Here is a 24471-nt window from a genome sequence, read left to right as displayed (position 1 = left end):
AAATCATCAGAAACATAAGTAATCGTATAATTTGGATGCGATAATGTAGAGTTTATTACATAATCTCCAACATTTTCACCTGCAACTCTAGTTAAACTTCCTGTTAAAACATCTCCAGGATTTAAACTTCCTGAAGTAATTTGGTACGTCAAACTTGGATCGACATCGCCATAAACTTTTGTTTTTGAATCTGCTGTAATTGAAATCGATTTTGGTGTGACTCTTAAATCATCAGAAATATAAGTAATTGTATAATTTGGATGTGATAAACTAGAATTAATCGTATAATCTCCAACATCTTCACCAGCAACTCTAGTTAACCTTCCTGTTAAAACATCACTTGTTTCTAAACTTCCTAAAGTAATTTGGTACGTCAAACTTGGATCGACATCGCCATAAACTTTTGTTTTTGAATCTGCGGTAACTGTAATCGATTTTGGCGTGATTGTTAAATCATCAGAAACATAAGTAATCGTATAATTTGGATGCGATAATGTAGAGTTAATCGTATAATCACCAACATTTTCGCCTGTAACTCTAGTTAAACTTCCAGTTAAAATATCTCCGGGGTTTAAACTTCCTGAAGTAATTTGATACGTCAAACTTGGATCAGCATCGCCATAAACTTTTGTTTTTGAATCGGCTGTAACTGTAATCGATTTTGGTGTGATTGTTAAATCATCAGAAACATAAGTAATCGTATAATTTGGATGCGATAATGTAGAGTTTATTACATAATCTCCAACATTTTCTCCTGCAACTCTAGTTAAACTTCCAGTTAAAACATCACCCGAATTTAAACTTCCTGAAGTAATTTGATATGTTAATGTTGGATCGATATCTCCATAAACTTTTGTTTTTGTATCTGCAGTAACAGTGATCGATTTTGGTGTAATTGTTAAATCATCAGAAACATAAGTGATTGTATAATTTGGATGAGATAATGTAGAATTGATTGCATAATCTCCAACATTTTCTCCTGCAACTCTGGTTAAACTTCCTGTTAAAACATCACCAGGATTTAAGCTTCCTGAAGTAATTTGGTATGTCAAACTTGGATCAACATCGCCATAAACTTTTGTTTTTGTATCTGCAGTAACAGTGATCGATTTTGGCGTAATTGTTAAATCATCAGAAATATAAGAGATTGTATAATTGGGATTTGATAAATTTGAATTAATCTTATAATCTCCAACATCTTCACCTGCAACTCTAGTTAAACTTCCTGTTAAAACATCTCCTGTTTCTAATCTTCCTGAAGTAATTTGATACGTCAAACTTGGATCGGCATCGCCATAAACTTTTGTTTTTGAATCGGCTGTAACTGTAATCGATTTTGGTGTGATTGTTAAATCGTCAGAAACATAAGTAATCGTATAATTTGGATGCGATAATGTAGAGTTTATTACATAATCCCCAACATTTTCACCTGCCACTCTGGTTAAACTTCCTGTTAAAACATCACCCGGATTTAAACTTCCTGAAGTGATTTGATATGTCAAACTTGGATCAACTTCACCATAAACTTTTGTTTTTGCATCTGCAGTAATTGTTATTGGTGTAGATACAATTGTTTTGGTTAATATTAGCTCAAAATTTTGTTCTGAATCGCCACAACTTCCAGTATCATAAGCGTAAAAAACAATAGGATATGAAGGGAAATCAGTAAAATTAATTACACTTCCTGCGACATAAGAAGTTCCCGTTCCTCCGGATTGCGTGTAATATTTTTCTGAACCTGATAAATTTGTTCCTACTATGGTTGGCAACGTATAAGTATCTGCTTGATTTACATTTGTAATTGGATCTAAATTCGGGCTTGCTACTTTACCTCCATCAGTAATTCTCCACATATCACTAGCAATAATATTTGCTCTTTCAGCCTGCGCAGTGCAGTACATACTATTCCCTCCTGAGAAAGTAACATTCGGTTGTAAAACTTGTGCATTCCAACCTATTAATAAAGCATCGTAATTAGCTGTTGATAATTTTACTCTAGCAAACATTTGTTGCATACGAAGAACTGCAGAAACATTCCAACTACTAAGATCTTGATCAAAACTAGTAGTTCCATTAAACATGCTCTCCATATTTGTTACGTTACTCACATCCCAACCTCCTATATCTTGATTGAATTCCGATGCATTGGAAAACATAGAAGACATTTGTGTAACATTACTTACATTCCACCCCCCAATATCTTGATTAAATTTACTAGCCCCTACAAACATCCATAACATGAGCTTCACTTTACTGGTATCCCAACCACTGATATCCCCATTAAATTTGCTAGCTCTGTAAAACATCCCCTGCATATTAGTAACATTACCCGTATTCCAACCTTTACCTGTAGTAGGATCGAAACCGATGTTTTGATTAAAAATAAAAGCTTCTCTAAACATCGAAGCCATTTTTTCTACCTTGCTAACATCCCATCCCGATATATCTCTATTAAAGTTATTTGCACCATTAAACATATCGCCCATATCGGTCACACTACTGGTGTCCCAACCACTGATATTACCATTAAATACTGTAGCTTTTTGAAACATACCTTGCATGTTTTCTACACTACTCGTATTCCATCCTATACCTGTACTAGCGTCAAAATTGATATCTTGATCAAACTTACCTGCCTCAAAAAACATGAAAGACATATTTTTTACACTACTTACATTCCACTTCTCTATCGAGTGATTAAATTCTCTAGCTCCCCTAAACATAGATCTCATATTAATAACCTTACTCGTATCCCAACTACTAATATCAATATTGAATGTATGGGCATTCCAGAACATATTGCTCATATTATCTACATTACTAGTACTCCATCCACTAATGTCTTTATTGAATAGATGAGCATTAAAAAACATTCCACTCATATTTGTTACACTACTCGTATTCCACCCCATACCTGTACTTGTATCAAAACCTATATCTTGATTAAACACTAAAGCTCTTGAAAACATATTGCCCATATCAGTAACACTGCTGGTATTCCAACCACTGATATCACCATTAAATGAACTAGCTCTACTGAACATAGCACTCATATCAGTAACTTTTGATAAATCTGGATTATCAATACTAGTATTTGTGATATTGAGGTTAGAACAACCTTCAAAAGCACTTTCCATTGAACTCCATTCAATATCTCCCCATTGCTCAATGGTTAAAATTTTATCTTTATCTGCTGTATTATTAAAATAAATTCTAGGAAAAACTCCTGAAATTGAAACAGTATGAACACCTGCTGTTCCATAAGTATGTGTTGCATCACCAGTTTCAATAGTTGGTGTAGTTCCATCTCCCCAATCAACAGTATAATTATACGTTTCTCCAGCAGCAGTAGGAATAGTTATAGTTTCATTTGCTAAAGTAGTTTGCCAAATTGTGATAAAAGGTTTTGAAACGGGTATAGTAGTAAATGAAATGCTTGAACAACCTACAGACTCTCCTCCTGCATTACTTGCATAAATCGTTACATAGTATTGCGTGTTATTCAATAAATCACTAGTAAAAGTAAAGCTATCTACATCTCCTACATTCGAATTCACAATATCACTTCCACCCAATATACTTCCTACAGTTACACGATAGTTTGTAGCGCCAACTACTTTATTCCATTCAATACTTGGTTGTAATGCTACAGAAGTAGCACCAGCTACAGGAGCAGTAATAGTTGGACAAACTGGTGGCAATGGAACTGTTGTAAATTCAATAGAATGACAACCTATACGTTCTCCAACAGCACTTAATCCGTAGATAGTTACATAATATTTCGTATCGTTTTGTAGATCATTAGTAGGTGTATACGTATTCACATTTCCCAAAGAAACATCAAGAAAATCTGTACCTTTTGGTGTAGTTCCTATGGTTAAATCATAACTTACTACTCCAGGAGTAAAAACCCAATTTATATCAGGTCTTACTAATATTCTTCCTGAAACTACTTGAGTAGTACACGTCAACTCTGGTCTAGTAGTAATTTCAATACTTATACAAGCTATATCAATATTCGCCGTATTTACCCCATAAATAGTAACATAGTATTTAGTATTTACTGCAAGTTCATTTGTTAGTTGATAAGCGGTAACATTACCTAAAGTAATATTATCAAAATCATCCCCTTTTGGAGTAGTTCCAATTGTAATTCTATAACTATTCGCTCCAGTTATAGGATTCCAAGTAATGTTAGGTCTTAACTTTATATTGTTTACGTCTGGTTGAGCAGAACAAGTTAACGGCGGACAACTTAATCCTCCATCTTTAATACTCCATGTATTGGTAGTTTCTAAATTTGCTCTTTCTGTAGCTGCCGTGCAATAAGTACTGTTTCCTCCATCAAAATTAAGGTTTGGTTGTACTGTTTGTGCATTCCATCCTTTTAATAATGCATCGTAATTAGCAGTAGATAATTTTGCATTGGAAAACATTCTGTCTAATGTAGTAACCTGACCAATATCCCAATTGCTAATATCTTGATCGAAAACGTCAGCACTTTGAAACATTCCATGCATTCTAGTAACTTTACTTGTATTCCAGCTTCCGATGTCTTGGTTAAAAGCTTTAGCATTGGAAAACATTTCATTCATTTTAGTAACTTCACCTGTGTTCCAACCTCCTATATCTTGATTAAAAGCAGTAGCGTTTGAAAACATTGCCCACATTGAAGTTACATTACTTACATTCCAACTTCCTATATCTCCATTAAAAGCAAAGGCTCTGGCAAACATTGTTTCCATTTTCTCTACTTTACCTGTATTCCAACTTCCTATATCTTGATTAAAAACTCTAGCATCTGAAAACATGCCATACATATCAGTAACCTCACCAACATCCCAATTTCCAATATCTTGATTAAATGCTCTTGCTGAAGAAAACATAGTTCGCATCGTAGTAACTTTTCCTACCTTCCAAGCGTTTATATCTTGATTAAATACTAAGGCAGCTCCAAACATCGAACGCATATTTGTAACGTTACTTACGTTCCATTTACTAATATCCTGATTAAATACTACAGCTCTCTGAAACATTTCTTCCATAGAAGTAACATTACCTACATCCCAATTGGTAACTTTTCCGTTGAAAACCTCTGCTTCTTTAAACATTCTAACCATATTTGTTGCTGACTTTGGATTCCAGTTTTCTAAATCTTGATTAAAAACTTCTGCTCCATTAAACATGGACTCAAATGACAACACTTGCTCTACATTCCAAGAACTAATGTTTCCATTAAAAGCTTTAGTATTTGAAAACATAGATCCCATTTGAGTAACTTTACTAACATCCCAACTGCTCAAATCTTGATTAAAAACATCATTAGTAGAAAACATACTATTCATGTTAGTAATGTTACTTACATCCCAACCACTAACATCTCCATTAAAAAGAGTTGCTCCTCTGAATGCAGAAGACATACTAGTTACATTTGTTAAATTAGGGTTTCCAGCAACAGGATTTGTAATATTAAGTTTTGTACATCCCCAAAAAGCTCCTAAAAATGAGATCCAAGGATTATCGCCCCACTGCTCTATGGTTAGAATTTTATCTTTATCTCCAGAGTTTAAAAAATAGATTTGAGGAAAGGTTCCTGAAATTTTTATGGTATGAATTCCAGGTACTACATAATTGTGAGTTGCATTACCGGTTTCGTTTGTAGTAATAGTTCCATCTCCCCAATCAACAGAATAATTATACGCTTCTAAAGAATTGATAGGTATAGTTATCGATTCATTTGTTGTAGTGGTTTCCCAAGTAGTAATAAACGGAGATTGCGCGTATATAATACATTGAAACAATAGTAATAATACACTTACTTTTTTATTCATCTTTCAACTCAATTTAAGAGCACAAAAGTAGTTTCAGTAATAATGTATTACACCCCTGTTTTCAGGGGTATTTCAATTTTCAATTATTTAATTGACAGAATATTTAATCGAACCATAAACATACATTAATAATCTACAGTTTCTTCTTTGATATGTATAGTATCCTCTTTTGTTAGCTTAGTAAATAGTTTAATTAACTCTTCTTTATCTACTTCTAGATAAGAAGTATAATATCGACCATGATTTGAATTTCCAATCTTATTCGGATTAATATCTTTCCAGTATTTTGAATTCATTCTTTTGTCTACCGGACAAGATTGCAAATGATAAGATGTTTTACGATATGAACCTTGTTGTACTTTTCTTTCAATTACTCTTAAACAACGAGGTTTAGAAGAAAGAATTTCGAACTTTACAAAAACAAAAAACATGGTAAGCAAACTTAAAGGTATTCCTAAAATGATGTGTAATGTAGTAGTTAAGTCAATCATAAAATAACCAGAATATATGAGTATCAATTGAAATCCGAAGAAGGCTATACCTCTATAATTTTGATTAGGATTAAAATAAAAGATTTCATTTTTCTCTTTCAAAAATTGAAAAAAAGAAGGTTTATAAATTTGTGTTTTTTCTCTAGTTAAGTTCCTTTCAGTTATGGTTTTATCAAGCATTAATTTATCGAAAGTAGCCTTTGCTTTTTTTACTGATTTGAAATTCTTTTTAGGTTTTAACCTGTGCAATTCATTATGATCACTATACCATTTTGATTCACTATTATTACATTTATGTACGTTCCACCTTACCTTACCTTCATTGATATTATCAATTGATTTTTTGAAAGACATATGCTTTCGAATCTGATAATAAACCTTGGTTTTATTAAACTTTCTCTCTGTTATTTTTGTTAAACGATAATACCTGTGATGCAAAATATCATATAAGCAACTAATGATACTTATAATTAGCAAACAGATGTAAACAACTATTTTCCAATCAACAAAAACAAAATCGAACTTTGTCGGCTTTTCATTATTGAATGTAAATGTATATGGAAAGCAAATGGTGAGGATAAAGAATAGAAATATATAAACAACCTTAGTCCCTGAAATTAAATAGCGTTTATCGTAAGGCTTTCTAATTTCTTTATAAGCTTGAATATCATTATAACGTGCTAATTGTTTACTAACTTCTTTTAAATGAACAGCTGTAACCCATTCATGTTTGTTTTCTTTTTCTAGACTCATAATAAAAATACCCAACTCGTACTATAAAAACTTATTTACACTTGACCCTTCTATTAAAGACAACCAATTTTAACTAAACTACTTTTCTCACTATGAACCTTTAATTTAGCCACTTTACAAGCGAATGTTATTTATAGTGAACACGAGTTGGGCGGGGGATTATTTATTTTGCGTACACAAAGAATTGTGAAATAGCAATACGGTTAAATTTCTATTCATTTTTCTGTTTGATTTTTGACAGTACAATTTTACTCAAACTACTAATCTAGGTCAATAACCCGAACGGGGGGTTTTTCTCAATAATTGATATCATCAATTAATTTTTGATCAAATCTAAGTATACAAAACACACAGAAATACATTGTTTTTATACAAATATTGATTCAGAAGTTTACATATCAGCTTTCTTTCTTATTTTTCGTATTTATTCAAATTTTCAATGCGAGTTAAAATAAAATATCTGTTATACTTATTTGTATTCTTTACATCATATGTTATTCATTGTCAGTCTAACTCGGTAATTGATAGTACATCAAAATATAAAAGGACTATTGATAATCTTGAAATGAAGGAACAAACTATTGGTCTTTCTATCAAAGAATATTTAGAACTTGCGCAATCTTACAATACTCAACAACAGCAATACAAAAGCTTAATTATTTTAGATAAACTTATTTTTAGTCTCAAAGATTCTAAAGATTTAAAAACATTAGCCAAGGCTTATAATTTAAAAGCTGAAAGTTTAGTAGATCTAGTTAAAGTAAATGAAGGTGTAGAGTTTTGTGATGAAAAGTTACCAGAATTATCTGTCAACAAAGACATTTATTATGAAGGATTGTGCTTAAAATGTGGAATTCTTTACAATGAAAAAAAGCAATTTAAAAGTGCCTTAAACCTCTACAATCAAATTAAAGATGAAACTATTAAAAGCACACCAATTTATCTTAATTATTATGGTTTAATTCTGAGTAATAACGGAAAATATGATGAAGCTTTAACTTATTTTAAAAAGAGTATTCAGCAAAGTTATATTGACAATAAATTGAAATTTGTTAATGTGAGTTTAACGAATATGGCTAAAATTTTCATTCTTAAAAAAGAATGGAAAAAAGCTCAAATTCATTTAGATTCTGGTGGAAGAGCAATGCTTCATACTCCTTTTATCTTACATCGAAGATTATGGCTACATACTTATTATGATTTCTTTTTATCTCAAGATGAATTGGATAATGCTAGAAGAGTTTTAGACAGAATTGAAGTAGAAAACAGTTCGTATTACGATTACAAGATTAAACGTAAAATGAAAGAATTAGATGCTATTAACTCAAGAAAAAGTAATCTAACAAAAAAGGTAACTGTAATTAATAACAACATTAAAATTACAAATGAAAAAAAATTAAAAACCTACCTTATTCTACTTTCATTAATTACATTATTAACAGGTTGGACTTTATTAAAAGTCTACAAAAACATCCAACTGAAATACAAGAAAGTTATTAATGAACAAGAATTGCTTTCTTCTCAAATGACACCGCATTTTATCTTTAATTCGCTTTCTATTCTACAAGGTATGTTATTGAATAAAGAAAAAGATAAAGCCACACAATACATCGAAAAATTTTCAAACATTTTAAAATCAACAGTTAAAGAAAAAACTCAGAAGTTTATAGCAATCAAAGATGAAGTTCAGTTGCTACAGGATTATATCGCTATTCAAAATTTAAGTACCAGTAAAAATATTCAATTCACGATTAACATTGATGAACATATTGATGATCAATTTTTAATTCCTTCAATGATTTTACAGCCTTTTGTTGAAAATTCAATTATACACGGATTTAAAACTGAAATTGAAAATCCAACTATACGATTGTCTTTTGAAATTTCAAATGACGAAATAATATGCACTATTACTGATAATGGAATTGGTTTTTCAATTAGTGAAAAACCTAGGAAAAATCAACAAAAAACTTCACTAGCAACACAAATTATTAAAGAAAGACTTTCCATTCTTTCAAAAAAAATGAATCATAATTTCTCTTTAAGGATTCAAAATTTAGAATATAAAAATGAAAGAGGTACTGAGGTAATAATCAATTTGCCTTTCAAAAATTTAACAACAGAAAAAAAGTAACGTATGTGTAAAAAGATAATACTCGGCTTATTACTATCTATGTGTGCTTTTTTTATTGCGCATACTCAAGAAAATAAAGTAAAAAAACTTTTTGACAACTTCGAATATCAAAAAGTAATTGATACGCTAACTATAAAACAAGCCAAACAAGAATTATCTTTTGAAGAATATTATTTCCTATCTAGATCTTATGGTAGAACTAAGCAGTATGGAAATGGGTATGTTTTAGCCAATGAATTGATTAATAAAGCCAGAAAAGCAAAAGATACCGCAAATATGTTTGTTGGATATCAGTTAAAAGTTGAACATGTAACAGATTTAAATAAAATTAGAGAAGGTGTACAACTTTGTGATTCAGTTTTACCAGCATTTAGGAAAAAAGATTCTATGGTTATGATGAGAACTTGTTTTCCTTGTGGTATGATTTATAAAATTGACAATCAAACTGAAAAGGCTTATAAGACGTACAAGAGGATCACGAAACCATCGTATCAAAAGCTTACTATCTACACGAATAATTTAGCTACAATTTTATTAAAACTAGAAAAATACGACGAAGCTTTGACTTTCTTCAGACAAAGTTTACAACAAGAAAAGAAAGAATATGGGGAAGATAGTCCGTATATTAATATTAAATACCACAACTTAGGAGTTACCTATTTAAACCTCAGAAACTTTAAGCTAAGTAAAATCTACTTAGATTCTGCTTATAACTCACTGACACCTAAAAGTGAACTTTACAATAAGAAATACATTTTCGATAGTTATTTTTTACTTTATAAACTTACAGGTAAAAGAAAATTAGCCAGTACTTTTTTAGACAGTATTTCAAATACTAACGAAGAAATCTTACAGCAACAAATTGATGAACGTATTATCTCAATTACATCTGCAAGTAAAAATGAAAAATTACTCACTAAGAAAGTTCGTTACATTGATAACGAATTAGAAAACAACAAACGAATTATACTACAAAGTACTATTCTTTTTGTTTCTATTCTTTTTTTATTAATTGTTGCTTTCTTCTTTTTCAGCTATCGAAATATTCAATCTACATATAAAAACCTTTTAATAGATCGAACTTTAAGCTGGATCAAACTAAAACCAAGTTACATTAACAGTTCTATGGAATCTATGCAACAAATGATTGCTAAAGACGATCCGAATAGTATTAAATACCTTTCTAAATTCTCTAAGTTTTTACGTTTGTTACTTGAAAACTCTAGAAAATCGATTGTTCCTATTGCTGATGAAATTGCAACTATAAAACACTTTTTAGAAATTCAGCAAATAGAAAACAATCAGCAGTTTAATTTCAATATTGAAGTAGATGATGCATGTACATATGAAGAAATACAGTTTCCTCCTATGTTAATTCAGCCTTTTATTGAAATTGCCATAGAAAACTGCACAAACGTAACAATAGCCAAACCAGAAATTTCAATACACTTTTCTTTTACGAACAACGTTTTAACCTGTATTGTAACAGATTCTGGAGCTCGTTTAGATCAGTTAAAGTTTCAGCAGATTATGAAAAGAAAAAGAATGAAAGAGTTATTTAACGCTTTTTCTAAAAAGTTAAATACAACTTCAAAAATTACATTTAAAAACACAAGTTATAAGGGTGAAATAAAGAATTCAACCATACTTATACTTCCTTATACAATAGAAAATTATGATTAAAGCATTAATAGTAGAAGACGAATTATACATTAGAAAAGGCTTACTTTCTATGATCGCTTCTTTAGATAAAGACATAGATATTATTGGCGAATGCGAATCTGTACAAGAAGCTATTACAGTTACAAAAGCATGTAAACCCGATCTTATTTTTTTAGACATTAACTTAAAAGACGGAATTGCTTTTGATTTTTTAGATCAGGTTAAGGATTTAAAATTTCAAGTTATTTTTATTACAGCTTACGATCAATACGCATTACAAGCTATAAAAAACGGAGCAGTAGATTATATCTTAAAACCTGTTGATATTGATGAACTAAGTGAAGCAATTGATCGAGTACAAACTATTACCGCAGATCGATCTACTCATATAGAAATTGTTAAAGAACAATTCATAGAAAATAAGCGTGAACATATTGTATTACGTTTACAAGAAGGATATCAAATCATCCGTTTTGAAGATTTAATGTACTGTCAATCAGATAAAGGTTACACTACTTTTTATACCAATGACAAAAAATCTTACATTGCTTCAAAGCCTATTAAAGAATTTGAAAGTCAACTTCCTAACGATCTTTTTGTTAGAACACATCAATCGTATATGGTAAATCTAAGATTCATCGATAAGTATGATAAAACCGGATATGCATTTTTAAAATCAGGAGTAAAAATACCAGTATCTACAAGAAAAAGAGAAGAGTTTGTATCACGTCTTTTATTGTAGTTATTGCTATATTTTTCGTTTACAATATTACTTTAATAAATAGCGGCTTGAATCCATTTCAAACCGCTATTTTTCTATATTAACAACTGTAATTAATACCTGTTTGACTTCTTTAGGTTTTTAAACTGCTTAACCATTTTGCCAAAATTTTTATCCTTCTTACGTTTTTCTGCTACAGTTAATTCAAAATGTTCTTTTTCTCGTTTCATTTTTAGATAATTTTCATACGATAGTTTATCCACTTTTTTGTTTTCAACTGCTGCTATAACAGCACAACCTGCTTCTAATGTATGAGTACAATTTTTATATTTACAACTTTTAGAAAGCTCAATTATAATTTCAAAGGTTTTTTCTAACCCTTCAACTGAATCTGCAATACCAACTTCTCTCATTCCTGGATTGTCAATTATAATTCCGCCATTTTCTAAGACTATCAATTCTCGATGTGTTGTAATATGTCGACCTTTATTAGAACTCGTACTAATCGTATTGGTTTTCATCAATTGTTTACCTAAAAGGTTATTTAAAAGACTGGATTTTCCTACTCCAGATGAACCCAGCAAACAATATGTCTTTCCTTTTACGATATAATCCTTTACTTCATCAATACCTTTTTGAGACTTATTACTTAAAGCAAGTATTGGAAAATGATTAATTCTCGCTTTAACTTTCAATAATAAATCATTCAAAGTAGTATCGCTAATCAAATCAATCTTATTCAGAATAATAATTGGTTTTACGTTAGATGTATTACAAATAGTAAGATATCTTTCTATCCTATTAATATTAAAATCATTGTTAACTGCTTGTACTATAAAAGCAAAATCAATATTAGTAGCTATTATTTGTTTCTCTCCTTGTTTTCCTACAGCCAATCTTTCAATAATAGTTTCTCTGGGTAAAATTTTATGTATAAGAACTTTGTTTTTATCATATTCAGAGATTGTTACCCAATCTCCTACAGCAGGAAAATCTTCTCTGCTATTGGCTGTATATCTTAAATTACCTGTTATTTCTGCATCAAACTCTCCTTTTGTAGTTTTAACGATATATCTTTCTTTATGCTCTGAAATAATTCTTCCGATTCCAAAACCTGTTAAATCATGTTGAATTCTATATTTCTTTATTTTGTCGTTATATCCGAAATCTTCTAGTTTCATATTCTGTATTTCTAAATATTGTAAACACTACGGCATTTATAAATCAATTTAAATTCAAAAGTATTTATGACCGATATGTTTGTTTATAAAAATGTGTGTAAGTAAAAATGCTTCAGATGATTATCTGAAGAAAAAAGAATAGTGATAGTCAAGAAAACTGACTATCTATTTTACAATATCCGAATATGATATTACAGATGTAATAGACATAAAATTTAATTAGTGTACAAGATTACAAATTTCTGATATAAAGTTCAAATACAGAGATATATTTTGTACTAAACTAAGTAAGATTTTTATTCTGAATTGCTTCAAATATTAAAATTCAATCAAATATTAATTAAACCCCATCGTATTTAAGTTCTGTAAACAATAACTCATATTGAAGAATTATCTTTGTTTCAGCAATAAATATATAGGAAGAAAAAGGATTAAAATCCGAAACAATATCTAGTCAATTCCTAAATAATTGGCTAGTTTTTTCTCATTAGTTCAATACTAAGGGTGGTAAAACATCCTTAGTTTTTTTATTTAAAAAAGTGAAGTCCATATTAAGTTTTCAAATATAGATTCTATGTAAACGAATATAAATTAACGAATTATAGAAGTAGCGTATTCAAATACTTTTACTAAAAAAACATAGTATGAATTCAGCCAAATATTTAATCTTATTTCTATTTTCTTCATTTCTTTTTACAACTCTTAATGCACAAGTTTATACTTCTTGGAATGAAGTACAAACTAAACGTTTTGGAAAAGAAACTATTTACATTTCTAAAGAAGATAACAAGCCTTTAAATGGTGCTTATAAAATTGCCGAAACTAGTGGAGCTTATGCTGATATTACTTTTAAAAACGGAAAAATTGATGGGACTTATATTAGTTATGATTTTGCTGGAAATAAATCTTCTGAAGCTAATTATATCAATGGAAAAATTGATGGTAAACAAATCTCTTATTTTCAAAATGGAAAAATACAAGAAGAAACTTATTATAAAAATGGTCAAAAAAACGGTACCTGGCTAACTTATAATAGGCAAGGAAAAGTATATCGAACAGAGCAATACAAGAATGACAAAAAAGAAGGAAAATGGGTTAAAGAACTTAAAAATGTACAAGACAACACCAAATCTGTAATCATTGAATTTTATAAGAATAATGAACCAACTGGTCGTTGGGAAGAACGTTTAACAGACGGAAAACTAAAATGGGAAAAAGTACACTCCTCTCCTACTAACTACATTAAAAAGAGTTATCATTTAAACGGGAAAATTGCTCAAGAATTACAAATAAAAAATAGGAGAAAAAACGGAATTACAACTCATTATACTCCTGAAGGTATTTTAAGATACAAGATCAATTACGATAATGATTATATTACTTATGAAGAAAAGTATTTTGAAAACGGAACTTTAGAAAGTAAAACTAATTTCAAATATGGAAAAAGAAATGGTGTTTATACTAAATTCAACGAAGATGGAGTTAAAATACAAGAAGGTCAATATGTTGATACTTTTAAAAGTGGGATTTGGAAAACTTTTGAAGGTAAAAAAGGAAGACAAATTTCTGCTCTAACTTATAAAAACGGAAAACTAAATGGAATTGGTAAATTCTATAATTTAAAATCTAAAACAGTAGAAATGCAAGGGAATTATGTTAGTGGAAAAAAACATGGAATGTGGAAACATTACGATGCTTCTGGAGAATTAACTAAAGAGATCGAATTTAATAAAGGAAAACAAATTTCAGAAAAAACGTATAATTAAAACTCTGGTATGAAAACTATTTTCTTTTCCATATTAATTTTACTTTCTTTGAGTGTAAAAGCTCAAGAAAAAAACACACTTGATCAACTTAACAAACTACATTTAAAACGTTTAGAAAGTAGAAATAACTGGAAAGTTAAAGATTCTTTGAATAGCTTACTTTATAAAACTATCGCTTCCGATCTTTCTAAAGGTTTTATAACTACCGATACTACGCATTATTATTTACTTGAAAACAAGCTTAGAAATGTTTCTAAAGGTGTTACTCTGGCTTACGCTTTTATGAATAATATAGTTATAAATTCAACTAAAGACTTTTCAGTATTTTCTACAGATGTTTTAGATAATGGATCATATCATGAATATTTGAATTATATCCGATATAAAACTGATAAAAACTGGAAAGTTCTCGCCTTAGATAAAACTCAAAACGATAAAAGTGTTGGATATTTTAGACTCGAAAAACTAGATAATTTTTACATTTTGTTTGGTTATGGAACTTATGGAAGTGGAAAGCAACATTTTGTAATTCGTGTTTTTGAAAAAAACAAGGCTGAAATAAGAGAATGTTTTAATTGCTACCCGAAACAAAAGATGTTTTTTATAGAGTGTAATCGTAGTCAGAATATCGATTTAAACTTCGATACTAAAACTAATGAGTTTTCTTTTAAACAATTTAAAATGGATGACGATACTGGGTTTTACACTCGCGAGTTTGATCTTATAAAATATGAATTTAGTAATGGTGTATTTATTCGAAAATAGTTTGAAAAATTTATTTCTAATTGGTGTAACTCTATTGACTTTTTTTAATGGTTTTACACAACAGAAAACCGTAAAAAGAGTACATGATATTCTAGAGTTTTTTAACGCTTTGCAAAGTAATACTGAAATTATTATTGAAACAGATACATTAAACTTAACCTTAGATAATGTAAAAAAGAAAATTCCACTACTGAACCACAAAAAAGCAACACAAAAACCGTCTTATTACATAGAGGAAAATGGAATTGTTTTAGATGGATATTCAAATTTAACTATACGTGGTAAGAAACAAACTAATATTATCTCTTTTGAAGAGTTTGAAGATATTTTATCTTTTAAAAATTGTACTAATTTAAACTTAAATAATCTTTCAATTTATCATGTTCACGAAACTTGCACTGGTTATGTGCTTCTTTTAGAAACTTGTAAAGATGTAACTATTCAAAATACAAATCTAAATGGTAGTGGAGCTATTGGAGCTTATCTGATTGATTCTGAAAATATAAAATTCAATCAATCTAACTTATTTCGTAACGCTTTTCATGCTGTATCTGCCATACATTCTGAAAACATTAGCTTTAACGAATGTAGCTTTTACGAAAACAATACTGTATTTACAGAATATCCTCTTATTTACACTCAATTTAGCAAATTACATTTTAACTCATGTGAATTTTATAGTAACGACAGTGAAAAATTGTATAATTCTAATGATACAATTGAAGATTTTTATAGTTATTTAGAACATGAAGAATATATAAGTTATTATAACTCAAACACGATAAGTTTTAATTTTGATATTGTTGAGTTTTCTCCAAAGTTTAATCATTGTTTTTTTGAAGTAGACAATGCTTTTAAAGAACCTGAAATTAAACAGAAATTTAAAGAAGAACTCTTAGATATTAACTTAATTTATGCTGAATATTTTGTCAATTTTATAGTATCAATTTTAAATGATGGACCAACTATTTATAATAGATTTGATAAACCAGCTAATGAATTTAAAAGTTTACTGATGAAAGATTTAAAAGTTAATAACATAAGTATAAACAAAGATAAATTCTTCTCTCACTTTTACGATTTACAATACGATTTAAATTATTCTCTTGTACAACTTCAGATGATAAATTCAAATACATTTTCTTTTTCTATTTCAGAAAAAGAAGACAATCAAGAAGCAAAAAAATTAAAATGGGAATTTACCTTTAATTCATCAAGAAAAGTATCCTCTATCAAAAAAATTCAATAATGAGACTTACAATACTTCTATTCGTTTTCCTTCTTTTAAATTGTAAAGAACAAGATCAAAAAGGTTTTATTTTTAGTATTTCAGAAAAATCTATAAAAAATTATACACCTTTAAATAGAACTAAACTTCCTAAAGATTTATGGCGTAAACATGGACTTTTTAATATTGAAAGTTACAACACTGATTTTAATTATTATATAAGTCATAAAAGTGATTCTCTAAAAATTATTGAACGTATTTACGATACAGAAAACAGCACTTGGTTATGTCTTGTAAATAAAAATGGTTTTTATTTAGATCATATGCAAGTAGCTTATGATAACGCCGAAGGTTTTTTAACAGTTGAATCTGAAATGATTGACAAAACTGTAATCGTTAAAACCTGGAATGATTTTTCTGACATAAAACAAACTATAGATTCTATTAAAATCACAAATGAAACTTTTAGAAATCCTGTTAAAGAAAGAGCTGTTGTAGGATATTGGAAAAACGAAACCTCTAACTTGAGTTTTAAATTATTCTTCAAAGAAAATCAACTGCATTATACATTTACATCTCCAAAAAGAACATTTAGTAATACTGCTGAAATCACGCAAAACAACCTTATTATTTTTAAGGGTTTTGAATGGAGTGAATATGCTGGTGGATCCATTGATGATGGTGAAAGTGAAGAAGAAAAAGAAGATCCACCGCTACCTACCAAAATTGGTACAACTATTAATTTTGAAAGTAATGAATTTGTAATTCAGAACTATGGTAATGCTATGAATTATTACACCAAAATAGAAGAAGCAAGTGAAAAGTATGTCACTTTTAAAAGATTAAAACAATAACTTACTTTCGTAACCAACCTAGAATTCTATTGTTGTTTATGTTCCAAGTGTTATTTTCAAATGTAATTCCTATTAGTTCTCTTGAAGGTGAAAACGGACCAGGATTTTGCTGTATAATTTCAATTTGATTTCTGCTTACTTTTGAAATAATAGCAACATGACCATAACGATTTAACAAACTTCCTTTAAACACAAGTAAATCGCCTATTTTAGGCTTTGCTTTACTCGGATTTTTAAACTGAAAAAGATTTCTTTGTGTATTAATGTTTCCATCAGAAATTTTCGGATTAAAAAAGCTTTTTGCGTGTCCGTAAGTATCTGGCATTTTATGATTATAGTGTTCATAATAATACCGTTTTACAAACTCTACACATTGATATTTTAACCCGAGATTATAACCATCTTTTGTATTTCGTTCGGTAACATTATCTACTCCTCCATTATAAAACACATAAACATGATTTAAACTATCTATTTTTTCACCAACAACATGATCTCTATTAAAATTAATCTTCTTTATCGCTTTAAAACTCAAAAAAACGAACGTAAAAACTCCGGCAATGATCATTAACTTTTTCATAGCATTTTAATTTATTTCTGAAGTATTTCTGACAATTGATGCATTTCTAAAACATTTGTAATTTCTCCATTTTCTAACACGAAAACATCTTCACATAACAATTCAGTTTTCTCATCTTCCTTTAAAACTAAATAGGCATGCATATTCAAAAACGTCATATAATCTTCTTCATTTAAGTTTTTATCACAAATAAAAATGAGTCCTCTTCTAGGAATTGACACAAACAGTTCTTTACTGTTCAATAATTTATGAGCTAACAACATGTGTTTTTTACTCATAATTAATTCTGAAGTAAAAAAGGAAATCGGTGCAGAAAGTATTTTAAAATTAAACTTTTCATCACTCGGATTCCAATCTTGAAAAGTAAAATCTAATTTTTCGATATTCTTTTCTGCATGTTCTACTAAAAAGTGTAAAAATGCATCTTCTTCTTTCGGCATTATCTGAAAAACGTCTGCTTCTTGATCTTTGTTCAGATTCTGATAATCAAATGACGCTAAAGCAATCAATACATCATTAAATGCTCCTTCTCTAGTGTGAAATACTGAAGTAATTTGATCTGCTAGCTCAACTTCTCTTGTTCTTTTTGTTACCAGAACTGGAAAAATATTTTGTTCGTTTATTTTCTCTTCTGGAGATGCTAATCTTTTAATTTGACTTGAAGGCTTTCGGGGTATTTTGTTTACAAGTTCTTTAGGACCTAATCCTAAAATTTTTCTTATAAAATTCATCTAGCTACTTATTTTTCTGTTAGATTTCTAAAATAATCCAAAACCATACAATTTACTACACACACTTTATATTCGTAAAGCTGTAAACTATATTCGATTTACAAACGTTTAATTGTTGTTATAGTGACGGAAATAACTACACTTACTTCGTATTTTTTCATAGAAGCTTGTAGAGCGATATTTTGTCTTTAAAGCATCAAATCCTGAGCTTTTAAACTTTTGTTGACTTCCTTCATGATCTGAATAACGATTATCTTTTTCAACATTGTAAAACTCGTTTAATTCACATTTAGCTATCATATAAGCACAACGTGCATTTAACTCGTTATCTGTAGACATTTCTATCGTTTTTTGGTAGTAAGCTATAGCTTTTTTTGCTAATCCGTTATACGTGTTATCATATCCTCCATTTGGGAAACTATACGTCGATTTATTATTTAAAACATTATTAATATTAGGACGAACACTACCAAAATCATAATTGTATTCATAACTTCTACCTGGGTAAACCACCGTTCTGTAATAACCTGTATTAGAAACGTTAAAAAAGTAATTTCCTAATAAATAATTAGCCAACTTACGTTTCCATTGTTTTACAGTTTCATCATTCGCCATACGATCTAATTCTTGTAAATTTTCAAGTAATTCGTATGTATTCATCTTATTCTGAATGAAAGTGTACGCACTAGCTTTGTATACCTCATCTTCCATAACCATTGAAGGCGGACAATTAAAACATTCTATCGTATTATTACTGAAAACTGTATTCGGAATTTCTTCGGTAGAATTTGCATTAAAATAAGACAGTGCCTTTTTAAAATCTCCGCTTCTAAAATACATCAACCCCTTTGCATCATTTGCTATTGCTAGTAATGATTCTTTAGAAATTTGTTTTCCTTCTTGACGTAATAAAAGCTTTTCAAAAGTATTTTTATCTTCCTTTTGTATAAATTCAGTAACACTATCTACTAATTTGTGAGAAGTTATACTTCGTAAACCTGATATGTAATTGTGTAATAAATAAGCTTGAGCTATTTTTCCTTCTTTAAGGTATAAATGACTCACTTGTTCTAAAATGATTCCTCTTAAATTACAAGTCAGTTTTTTTTCATTTCCATCTTCTGAACAAGATCCTAACATTGTAATTCCTTTAGAATTACCTTTAAACATTTTTGCTAACCAAATCTCTCTTTCTTCAGTAATTTCAGTCCAAGAAAATACTTCAAAGATTTTTAATAAACTTTCTTTTTGTGCTGTTAACTTCTCAGTACGAACTAATCCTAATTTTTCTGAAGCAATTTCAAAGTCTTGATTTAAAAATGATAAATAAGCATCTGTAAGTTCCCAGAATTCTTTATTTTTCGATGTACTTCTTACTTTTCTTTCTACAAAGTTTTGCAAATCGGTTAACTGCTCTCCTACTTCATCTTTTTTCTGAAAAATTGACTGTCTAAAATCTACATTTAAAATTGAACGTTCTAGGTTATTGATAATACGAATTACTAATAATTCTTGTTTATCTTCTGCTAGTCCTAAAGCTGTTATTTTTTCAAGATCTTGCATTGTATCAGAGAAATTTCGAATCGCTGTAATAAAAATCTGATTGGCTTTTTCTTCTTTTGTTTTTAATAATGTTTTTCCTTCTGCATTGTGGTAAGTACAAAACAGATAACTTGTAAAAGAAGATCGTTTTCTATCGATACTTTTATCAAATACTTTTAAAAACAAGTACGCTGCTTTTTCATAATTCTTAAGTTTATAATAACAACCAGCAATTTGATCTAAAATATAATAGTAGATTTCATTCTTTTTTGCGATTGGTTTTACTTCGTTATTAAAAAATTCTATTGCTGATAAAAACTCGTAATTGTATCGATACAAACGAATAATTTGATACGCATAGCGTAACTTTATTTCAATATTTTTTTCTTTACTATATAATGCTAAACCTTTACTGATAAAGCTCGGCGCATTTTGTTTTCTTTTTTTAATTAAAGCATCGTAATCCCAATAATATCGTTCTTTATTTACAGTAACTTTTTCACACGATTTTGCAAAATCTAGGTATCTTTTTGCTGAAATTTCTTTCGCTGTTTTTCCTTTAATTAACGTTGCTTTGTTTTCTTTTCCATAAATCGTTTCTGTTAGTGCTTCTTTATTGTACTTTTTATCAAAAAATACATACCACTCATCAATATTTTTAGAATCTTTTAATGGTTGATCGGTATAAAACGGATTTAACTCGGTTCTTAGAAACGGATAAAATGCTTTTTGAGAGATGTTTTCTTGGTTAAATAAGTTGTAGTAATATGAATCTGGATCGTAATACCAACCTCCACAAAAATATTCTGGAGCATCTGCTGCTACTTTAGTTATGCTTACACAAAATAATACTACTGTTAAGATGTATTTCTTTTTTAAAGTAAATCTCTTTTTCATTATAATCGAGTTCGTAATTTTTTAAAATTTTGTTCTTGAATTTCAGTTTCGTCTAAATGGTATAAAATCGTATTTCTGATGTTTAGATTACTGTTTCTTACTAAATCATTACAGATTACAATTTCATCTGAATTGGTCCTTTCTAATTTAATCATGAAATCTTTGTATAAATAATGACCTTTATACAGTGTTTTCTTTATTACCTTAAATTGATTTTTTCCAACGTTTTTAAAATGGATTGTATCCTTTTTAAAGTCTTCTTCAATAACTCTATTAATTAAACGAATATTGTTCTCGTTGTTTTTTATAACTACTTGTGAAAATAATGGAAGTGCTAAATCTAGTTGTAGTGGATATGTAGATCGATCATTAATATACTGCTGTACTATCTTGCTACTCAAAATAGAATTCTCTTCAAATTTTCCTAAATCACCAACATTGTAAAGCATTAAAGTTCCGTAATCTACAGGCGGAATACCTGTTTCTTTTTTATATTTTACTTGATGTAATCGAATTGTAGCACTTATTGTAAACTTCTCTTTTAATTTTTCTAAAAATTTGAAATACTTTTCTTGAGTACTTTTTGTCCAATCACAATCTATTTGAATTTCAACTGCTTCTTTCTCGAAATAACGTTCATTAATCTGTTGAATCAGTTTTTCTACATCAGCAACAAATGAATCTATTGAATATAAATAACAGCTTTTAAAAACATCATTAGCAATAAAAACAACTGGTACTACTTCTTTAGTTTTAAAATACGGATCGATATCTTGAATAACTCCGACTGGATGAATATCATCGTCTTCTAAAACAACATCGAAATAATGCATAAATGTTTTTTCAGACTTAAGTTCTTCTAATGTCTCTTTTTCTACTGAAGATAGTACCGCATTAGATTTCCAATGATAAAACTGAATACGATGTGGCTCTTTTTTACATGAAAATAAACTAATAAATAGGAAACAGTAGATAATGCTCTTTTTCATATGAAACCTTCTAAGTTTTTAAGCTGTTAAGATAAAGGTTTACCTAATAACATCTTTATGCAGTTGAACTTATTTTAGTTAAAATTGTATTCCTTTTTTCTAAGTTTTTAGGGTAGTAATTATTTTAAAACAACACCTCTTCCTCCATACAAATGCATTGCTAAAGCACTAAATTCATCTTGAACGATTTCCTTTTTAATTCCGTATCGTTTAGATATTTCTTTTAGTTCATTTTTTACTGAAGCATTCTTTTTCATTGCGATTACAGCAATAACAATTATTATAAGTACTAAAATAGCTACAATAGATATTTCTATGTTTTTTATATTCTCATACGTACTGTAATCGAAACTTTTTCCTGCAAGAAAAATATTGTGTATTAATACTAACACACCAAAACCTAAAAATGGAAGTTTTACGTAGGCTTCCATCGCCGCCGATTCACTGTATATTTTTAAAACCTCTTGTAATTTTTCTTTAGGTATTTTTTCTACGATTTCGAATTTTACTTCTTCTTGTGTTGTAATTTCTTCTTGATTTTCCATACTATTTTCGTTTAAATTAAGGACAAGTTGTAACTGGATTTCCACATAACCATTCAGAAGATATCCAACCTTCTATTTCTTTATGTTGAATTTTCACCCAATTACCACACATATCTTTTATACGGATACTTGTTTCTCCTTCTATTTTTCCTACAATTTTCCCATTTTCAGGAACACTTAATACGTTTACTTCTTTTCTTGTTGATGCTCCTATTACGGAATAATGAATCCATCCAACAGTATCTGAAAGCTCTATTGCTTCCCATTCTACTCCCCATATACGACTAACTTTAAACCAACCATTTTCTGCTTTGGTTACGTTTAACATGTAATAATCAACTTCACCTTTTAATTTTAATATAACTTTTCCTTTAGCTTTTTCCCTTATGTTCGTTCCTCCACCTTTTTTATCTGAAATAAAAACTCTTAAATCAGAAGATTTACATTGCTGTAAAATGGCAGTATCTTTTTTACTTTTCGAAAGTTGTGCATAATTTGCATTACTGATGAAGAGCACTAATACAAGGTGTGTGATTATTCTTTTTGTCATAACGTTGGATGGAATCTATCCGTAAAACCTAGTAATCAAATTTTCGTAATGTACCGTCTAACTTGTACCAAAAATCGAAACTAGTTCCCCCATTTTTAGGCTTTATTGTAATGTAGTATTCCATAGTACTAAAATCTCCATTACTTGGAGCATTCATATAAATACTTTCAACAATAACCTCTTCTAACTTTTTCTCTTCTTTAACTTTTTTCTTTGACTTTTCAATCAACTCTCCCAAAAGATCTAGTTTTATTAACTCATCGTTTATCTGAAACATAAAATCTTTAGCTGGTGAACCTCCACTTAATTCGATCGTTACCTCTGAGTTCTGCGCCCAATTCCCTTGAAGATATGTCCATTCTCCCATTTTTAATGAAGCAGGATTTTCAGTTTGTGTAACACTAATAATATCACCAGATGAAGTTCTAGAATTTGAAATAGAGATGCTGGTGTAGTAAGCATCTTTACCAAACTTATCTGCTAATACATTTTTAAGTTCCATTAAGGTTTCAGAACTTTCTATAAAACGTTTTTCTTTTCCGCATGACACGAATACAACTAATGCTAGTATGTAAGCGATGTTTTTCATTTTTTTAATAATTTATTGCTTGTTGTATTTCTATTTGAAAGAAAACTTCTTGTATACATCTAAATTTTTTGTTCTAAAAATCCAAGACAATACAGATTGCTTTGAATGATATAACTCTTTACATTCGTCAATTACATCTTCTAAATCAAATCCATGAATACATCTTCCTAATAGAAATGAAATTGTGTACTGTTTCCAATCTGTTCCTAAAGCTGAAGCTTTATTTGTTCCTGCTGCTATGAAACTCCACATTTCATCTTCAGAAATATAATTACTCCAAAACGCATATTTAGAAACCACAACTAATCGAACTATATCCCAAGCATAAGTTGATGTTACTTTACTTACTTCAGCAAAATGAATTCCTAAACCTTCAGCAATTTCATTTTTAATATCATTTAAGGCAATGTCTGGTCGATCTAACAAAGGATCGAAACCGCTACTTTTTTTAAGAGTTAATAAATCTTCTAAAGTAGCTTTTGCTTCTTCTCTATTATTAATTCCCCACCAACTTGATAAACCTTCAATGTATTCTTCGTTATCTCCAACTAGATCTACATCTAAGATTCCTTCACCTCTGTAATAAGATAAAATAGCGCCGAAAACTAATTGTCGTTTCTGACTTTCTGATACTGCAATTTTTAATTTCGTAGCTCCCATAA

General features: G+C 29.2%; 18 protein-coding genes. 7 read left to right on the top strand and 11 right to left on the bottom strand.

The window, feature by feature from the left end:
• Together Q1A15_RS20680 and Q1A15_RS20675 are read right to left on the bottom strand one after the other, a co-directional pair.
• The coding region (locus tag Q1A15_RS20680; RefSeq protein WP_299628310.1) for a BspA family leucine-rich repeat surface protein at positions 1–5831 on the bottom strand (5831 nt) is incomplete at its 3' end.
• A 125-nt stretch (positions 5832–5956) separates the two neighbouring features.
• Positions 5957–7075, bottom strand: coding sequence for a hypothetical protein (locus Q1A15_RS20675; RefSeq protein WP_299628308.1), 1119 nt, complete (start codon positions 7073–7075; stop codon positions 5957–5959).
• A 439-nt stretch (positions 7076–7514) separates the two neighbouring features.
• Here Q1A15_RS20675 and Q1A15_RS20670 point away from each other — a divergent pair, with 439 nt between their 5' ends.
• The 3 genes from Q1A15_RS20670 to Q1A15_RS20660 are packed head-to-tail and all read left to right on the top strand — an operon-like array spanning position 7515 to position 11613.
• Positions 7515–9209 (top strand): histidine kinase, encoded by a 1695-nt coding sequence (locus Q1A15_RS20670; protein ID WP_299628306.1) that lies wholly within the window; start codon positions 7515–7517, stop codon positions 9207–9209.
• 3 nt (positions 9210–9212) lie between these two features.
• On the top strand, positions 9213–10892 hold the full coding sequence (locus Q1A15_RS20665) for a histidine kinase (RefSeq protein ID WP_299628304.1): 1680 nt from the start codon (positions 9213–9215) through the stop codon (positions 10890–10892).
• Positions 10885–11613 carry a LytTR family DNA-binding domain-containing protein gene (locus tag Q1A15_RS20660; RefSeq protein WP_299628302.1) on the top strand — a complete coding sequence of 243 codons (729 nt, stop codon included), beginning with the start codon at positions 10885–10887 and terminating at the stop codon, positions 11611–11613. Before Q1A15_RS20665 ends, Q1A15_RS20660 begins: the two co-directional genes overlap by 8 nt.
• A gap of 92 nt (positions 11614–11705) precedes the next feature.
• On the opposite strand, the gene rsgA is transcribed toward Q1A15_RS20660, so the two are convergent.
• Positions 11706–12773: a ribosome small subunit-dependent GTPase A gene (gene rsgA / locus Q1A15_RS20655; protein ID WP_299628300.1), complete on the bottom strand. Its 1068-nt coding sequence runs from the start codon at positions 12771–12773 to the stop codon at positions 11706–11708.
• A 644-nt stretch (positions 12774–13417) separates the two neighbouring features.
• Here rsgA and Q1A15_RS20650 point away from each other — a divergent pair.
• The 4 genes from Q1A15_RS20650 to Q1A15_RS20635 are packed head-to-tail and all read left to right on the top strand — an operon-like array spanning position 13418 to position 17386.
• The gene (locus tag Q1A15_RS20650; RefSeq protein ID WP_299628298.1) at positions 13418–14539 is read left to right on the top strand and encodes a toxin-antitoxin system YwqK family antitoxin; all 1122 of its coding nucleotides are present in this window, start codon (positions 13418–13420) and stop codon (positions 14537–14539) included.
• A gap of 9 nt (positions 14540–14548) precedes the next feature.
• The gene (locus Q1A15_RS20645; RefSeq protein ID WP_299628296.1) at positions 14549–15304 is read left to right on the top strand and encodes a hypothetical protein; all 756 of its coding nucleotides are present in this window, start codon (positions 14549–14551) and stop codon (positions 15302–15304) included.
• The gene (locus Q1A15_RS20640) at positions 15270–16553 is read left to right on the top strand and encodes a right-handed parallel beta-helix repeat-containing protein (RefSeq protein ID WP_299628294.1); all 1284 of its coding nucleotides are present in this window, start codon (positions 15270–15272) and stop codon (positions 16551–16553) included. The genes Q1A15_RS20645 and Q1A15_RS20640 overlap by 35 nt, the downstream gene beginning before the upstream one ends.
• Positions 16553–17386 (top strand): hypothetical protein, encoded by an 834-nt coding sequence (locus tag Q1A15_RS20635; RefSeq protein ID WP_299628292.1) that lies wholly within the window; start codon positions 16553–16555, stop codon positions 17384–17386. Before Q1A15_RS20640 ends, Q1A15_RS20635 begins: the two co-directional genes overlap by 1 nt.
• Before the next feature lies 1 nt (position 17387).
• On the opposite strand, the gene Q1A15_RS20630 is transcribed toward Q1A15_RS20635, so the two are convergent.
• The 8 genes from Q1A15_RS20630 to Q1A15_RS20595 all read right to left on the bottom strand — a co-directional run bounded on the left by Q1A15_RS20630 (position 17388) and on the right by Q1A15_RS20595 (position 24469).
• A complete protein-coding gene (locus Q1A15_RS20630) occupies positions 17388–17966 on the bottom strand; it encodes a CHAP domain-containing protein (RefSeq protein WP_299628290.1) in 579 nt (192 codons plus the stop codon).
• An 11-nt stretch (positions 17967–17977) separates the two neighbouring features.
• Positions 17978–18697, bottom strand: a complete 720-nt coding sequence (locus Q1A15_RS20625) for a hypothetical protein (RefSeq protein WP_299628288.1) — start codon at positions 18695–18697, stop codon at positions 17978–17980.
• 108 nt (positions 18698–18805) lie between these two features.
• On the bottom strand, positions 18806–21136 hold the full coding sequence (locus Q1A15_RS20620) for a hypothetical protein (protein WP_299628286.1): 2331 nt from the start codon (positions 21134–21136) through the stop codon (positions 18806–18808).
• Complete coding sequence (locus tag Q1A15_RS20615) at positions 21136–22125, bottom strand: hypothetical protein (protein ID WP_299628284.1); 990 nt, start codon at positions 22123–22125, stop codon at positions 21136–21138. Before Q1A15_RS20615 ends, Q1A15_RS20620 begins: the two co-directional genes overlap by 1 nt.
• Before the next feature lie 119 nt (positions 22126–22244).
• Complete coding sequence (locus Q1A15_RS20610) at positions 22245–22670, bottom strand: hypothetical protein (protein WP_299628282.1); 426 nt, start codon at positions 22668–22670, stop codon at positions 22245–22247.
• Between the two features lie 16 nt (positions 22671–22686).
• On the bottom strand, positions 22687–23220 hold the full coding sequence (locus Q1A15_RS20605) for a hypothetical protein (protein ID WP_299628280.1): 534 nt from the start codon (positions 23218–23220) through the stop codon (positions 22687–22689).
• A 28-nt stretch (positions 23221–23248) separates the two neighbouring features.
• On the bottom strand, positions 23249–23809 hold the full coding sequence (locus Q1A15_RS20600; RefSeq protein ID WP_299628278.1) for a hypothetical protein: 561 nt from the start codon (positions 23807–23809) through the stop codon (positions 23249–23251).
• Positions 23810–23839: 30 nt separating this feature from the next.
• Positions 23840–24469 (bottom strand): DUF1266 domain-containing protein, encoded by a 630-nt coding sequence (locus Q1A15_RS20595; RefSeq protein ID WP_299628276.1) that lies wholly within the window; start codon positions 24467–24469, stop codon positions 23840–23842.
• Positions 24470–24471 lie beyond the last annotated feature (2 nt).

The organism is uncultured Tenacibaculum sp. (assembly GCF_947495995.1).
GTDB lineage: Bacteria > Bacteroidota > Bacteroidia > Flavobacteriales > Flavobacteriaceae > Polaribacter.
The sequence above is the reverse complement of the archived record's forward strand: the minus strand, read 5'-3'. Positions and strand labels throughout refer to the sequence as shown.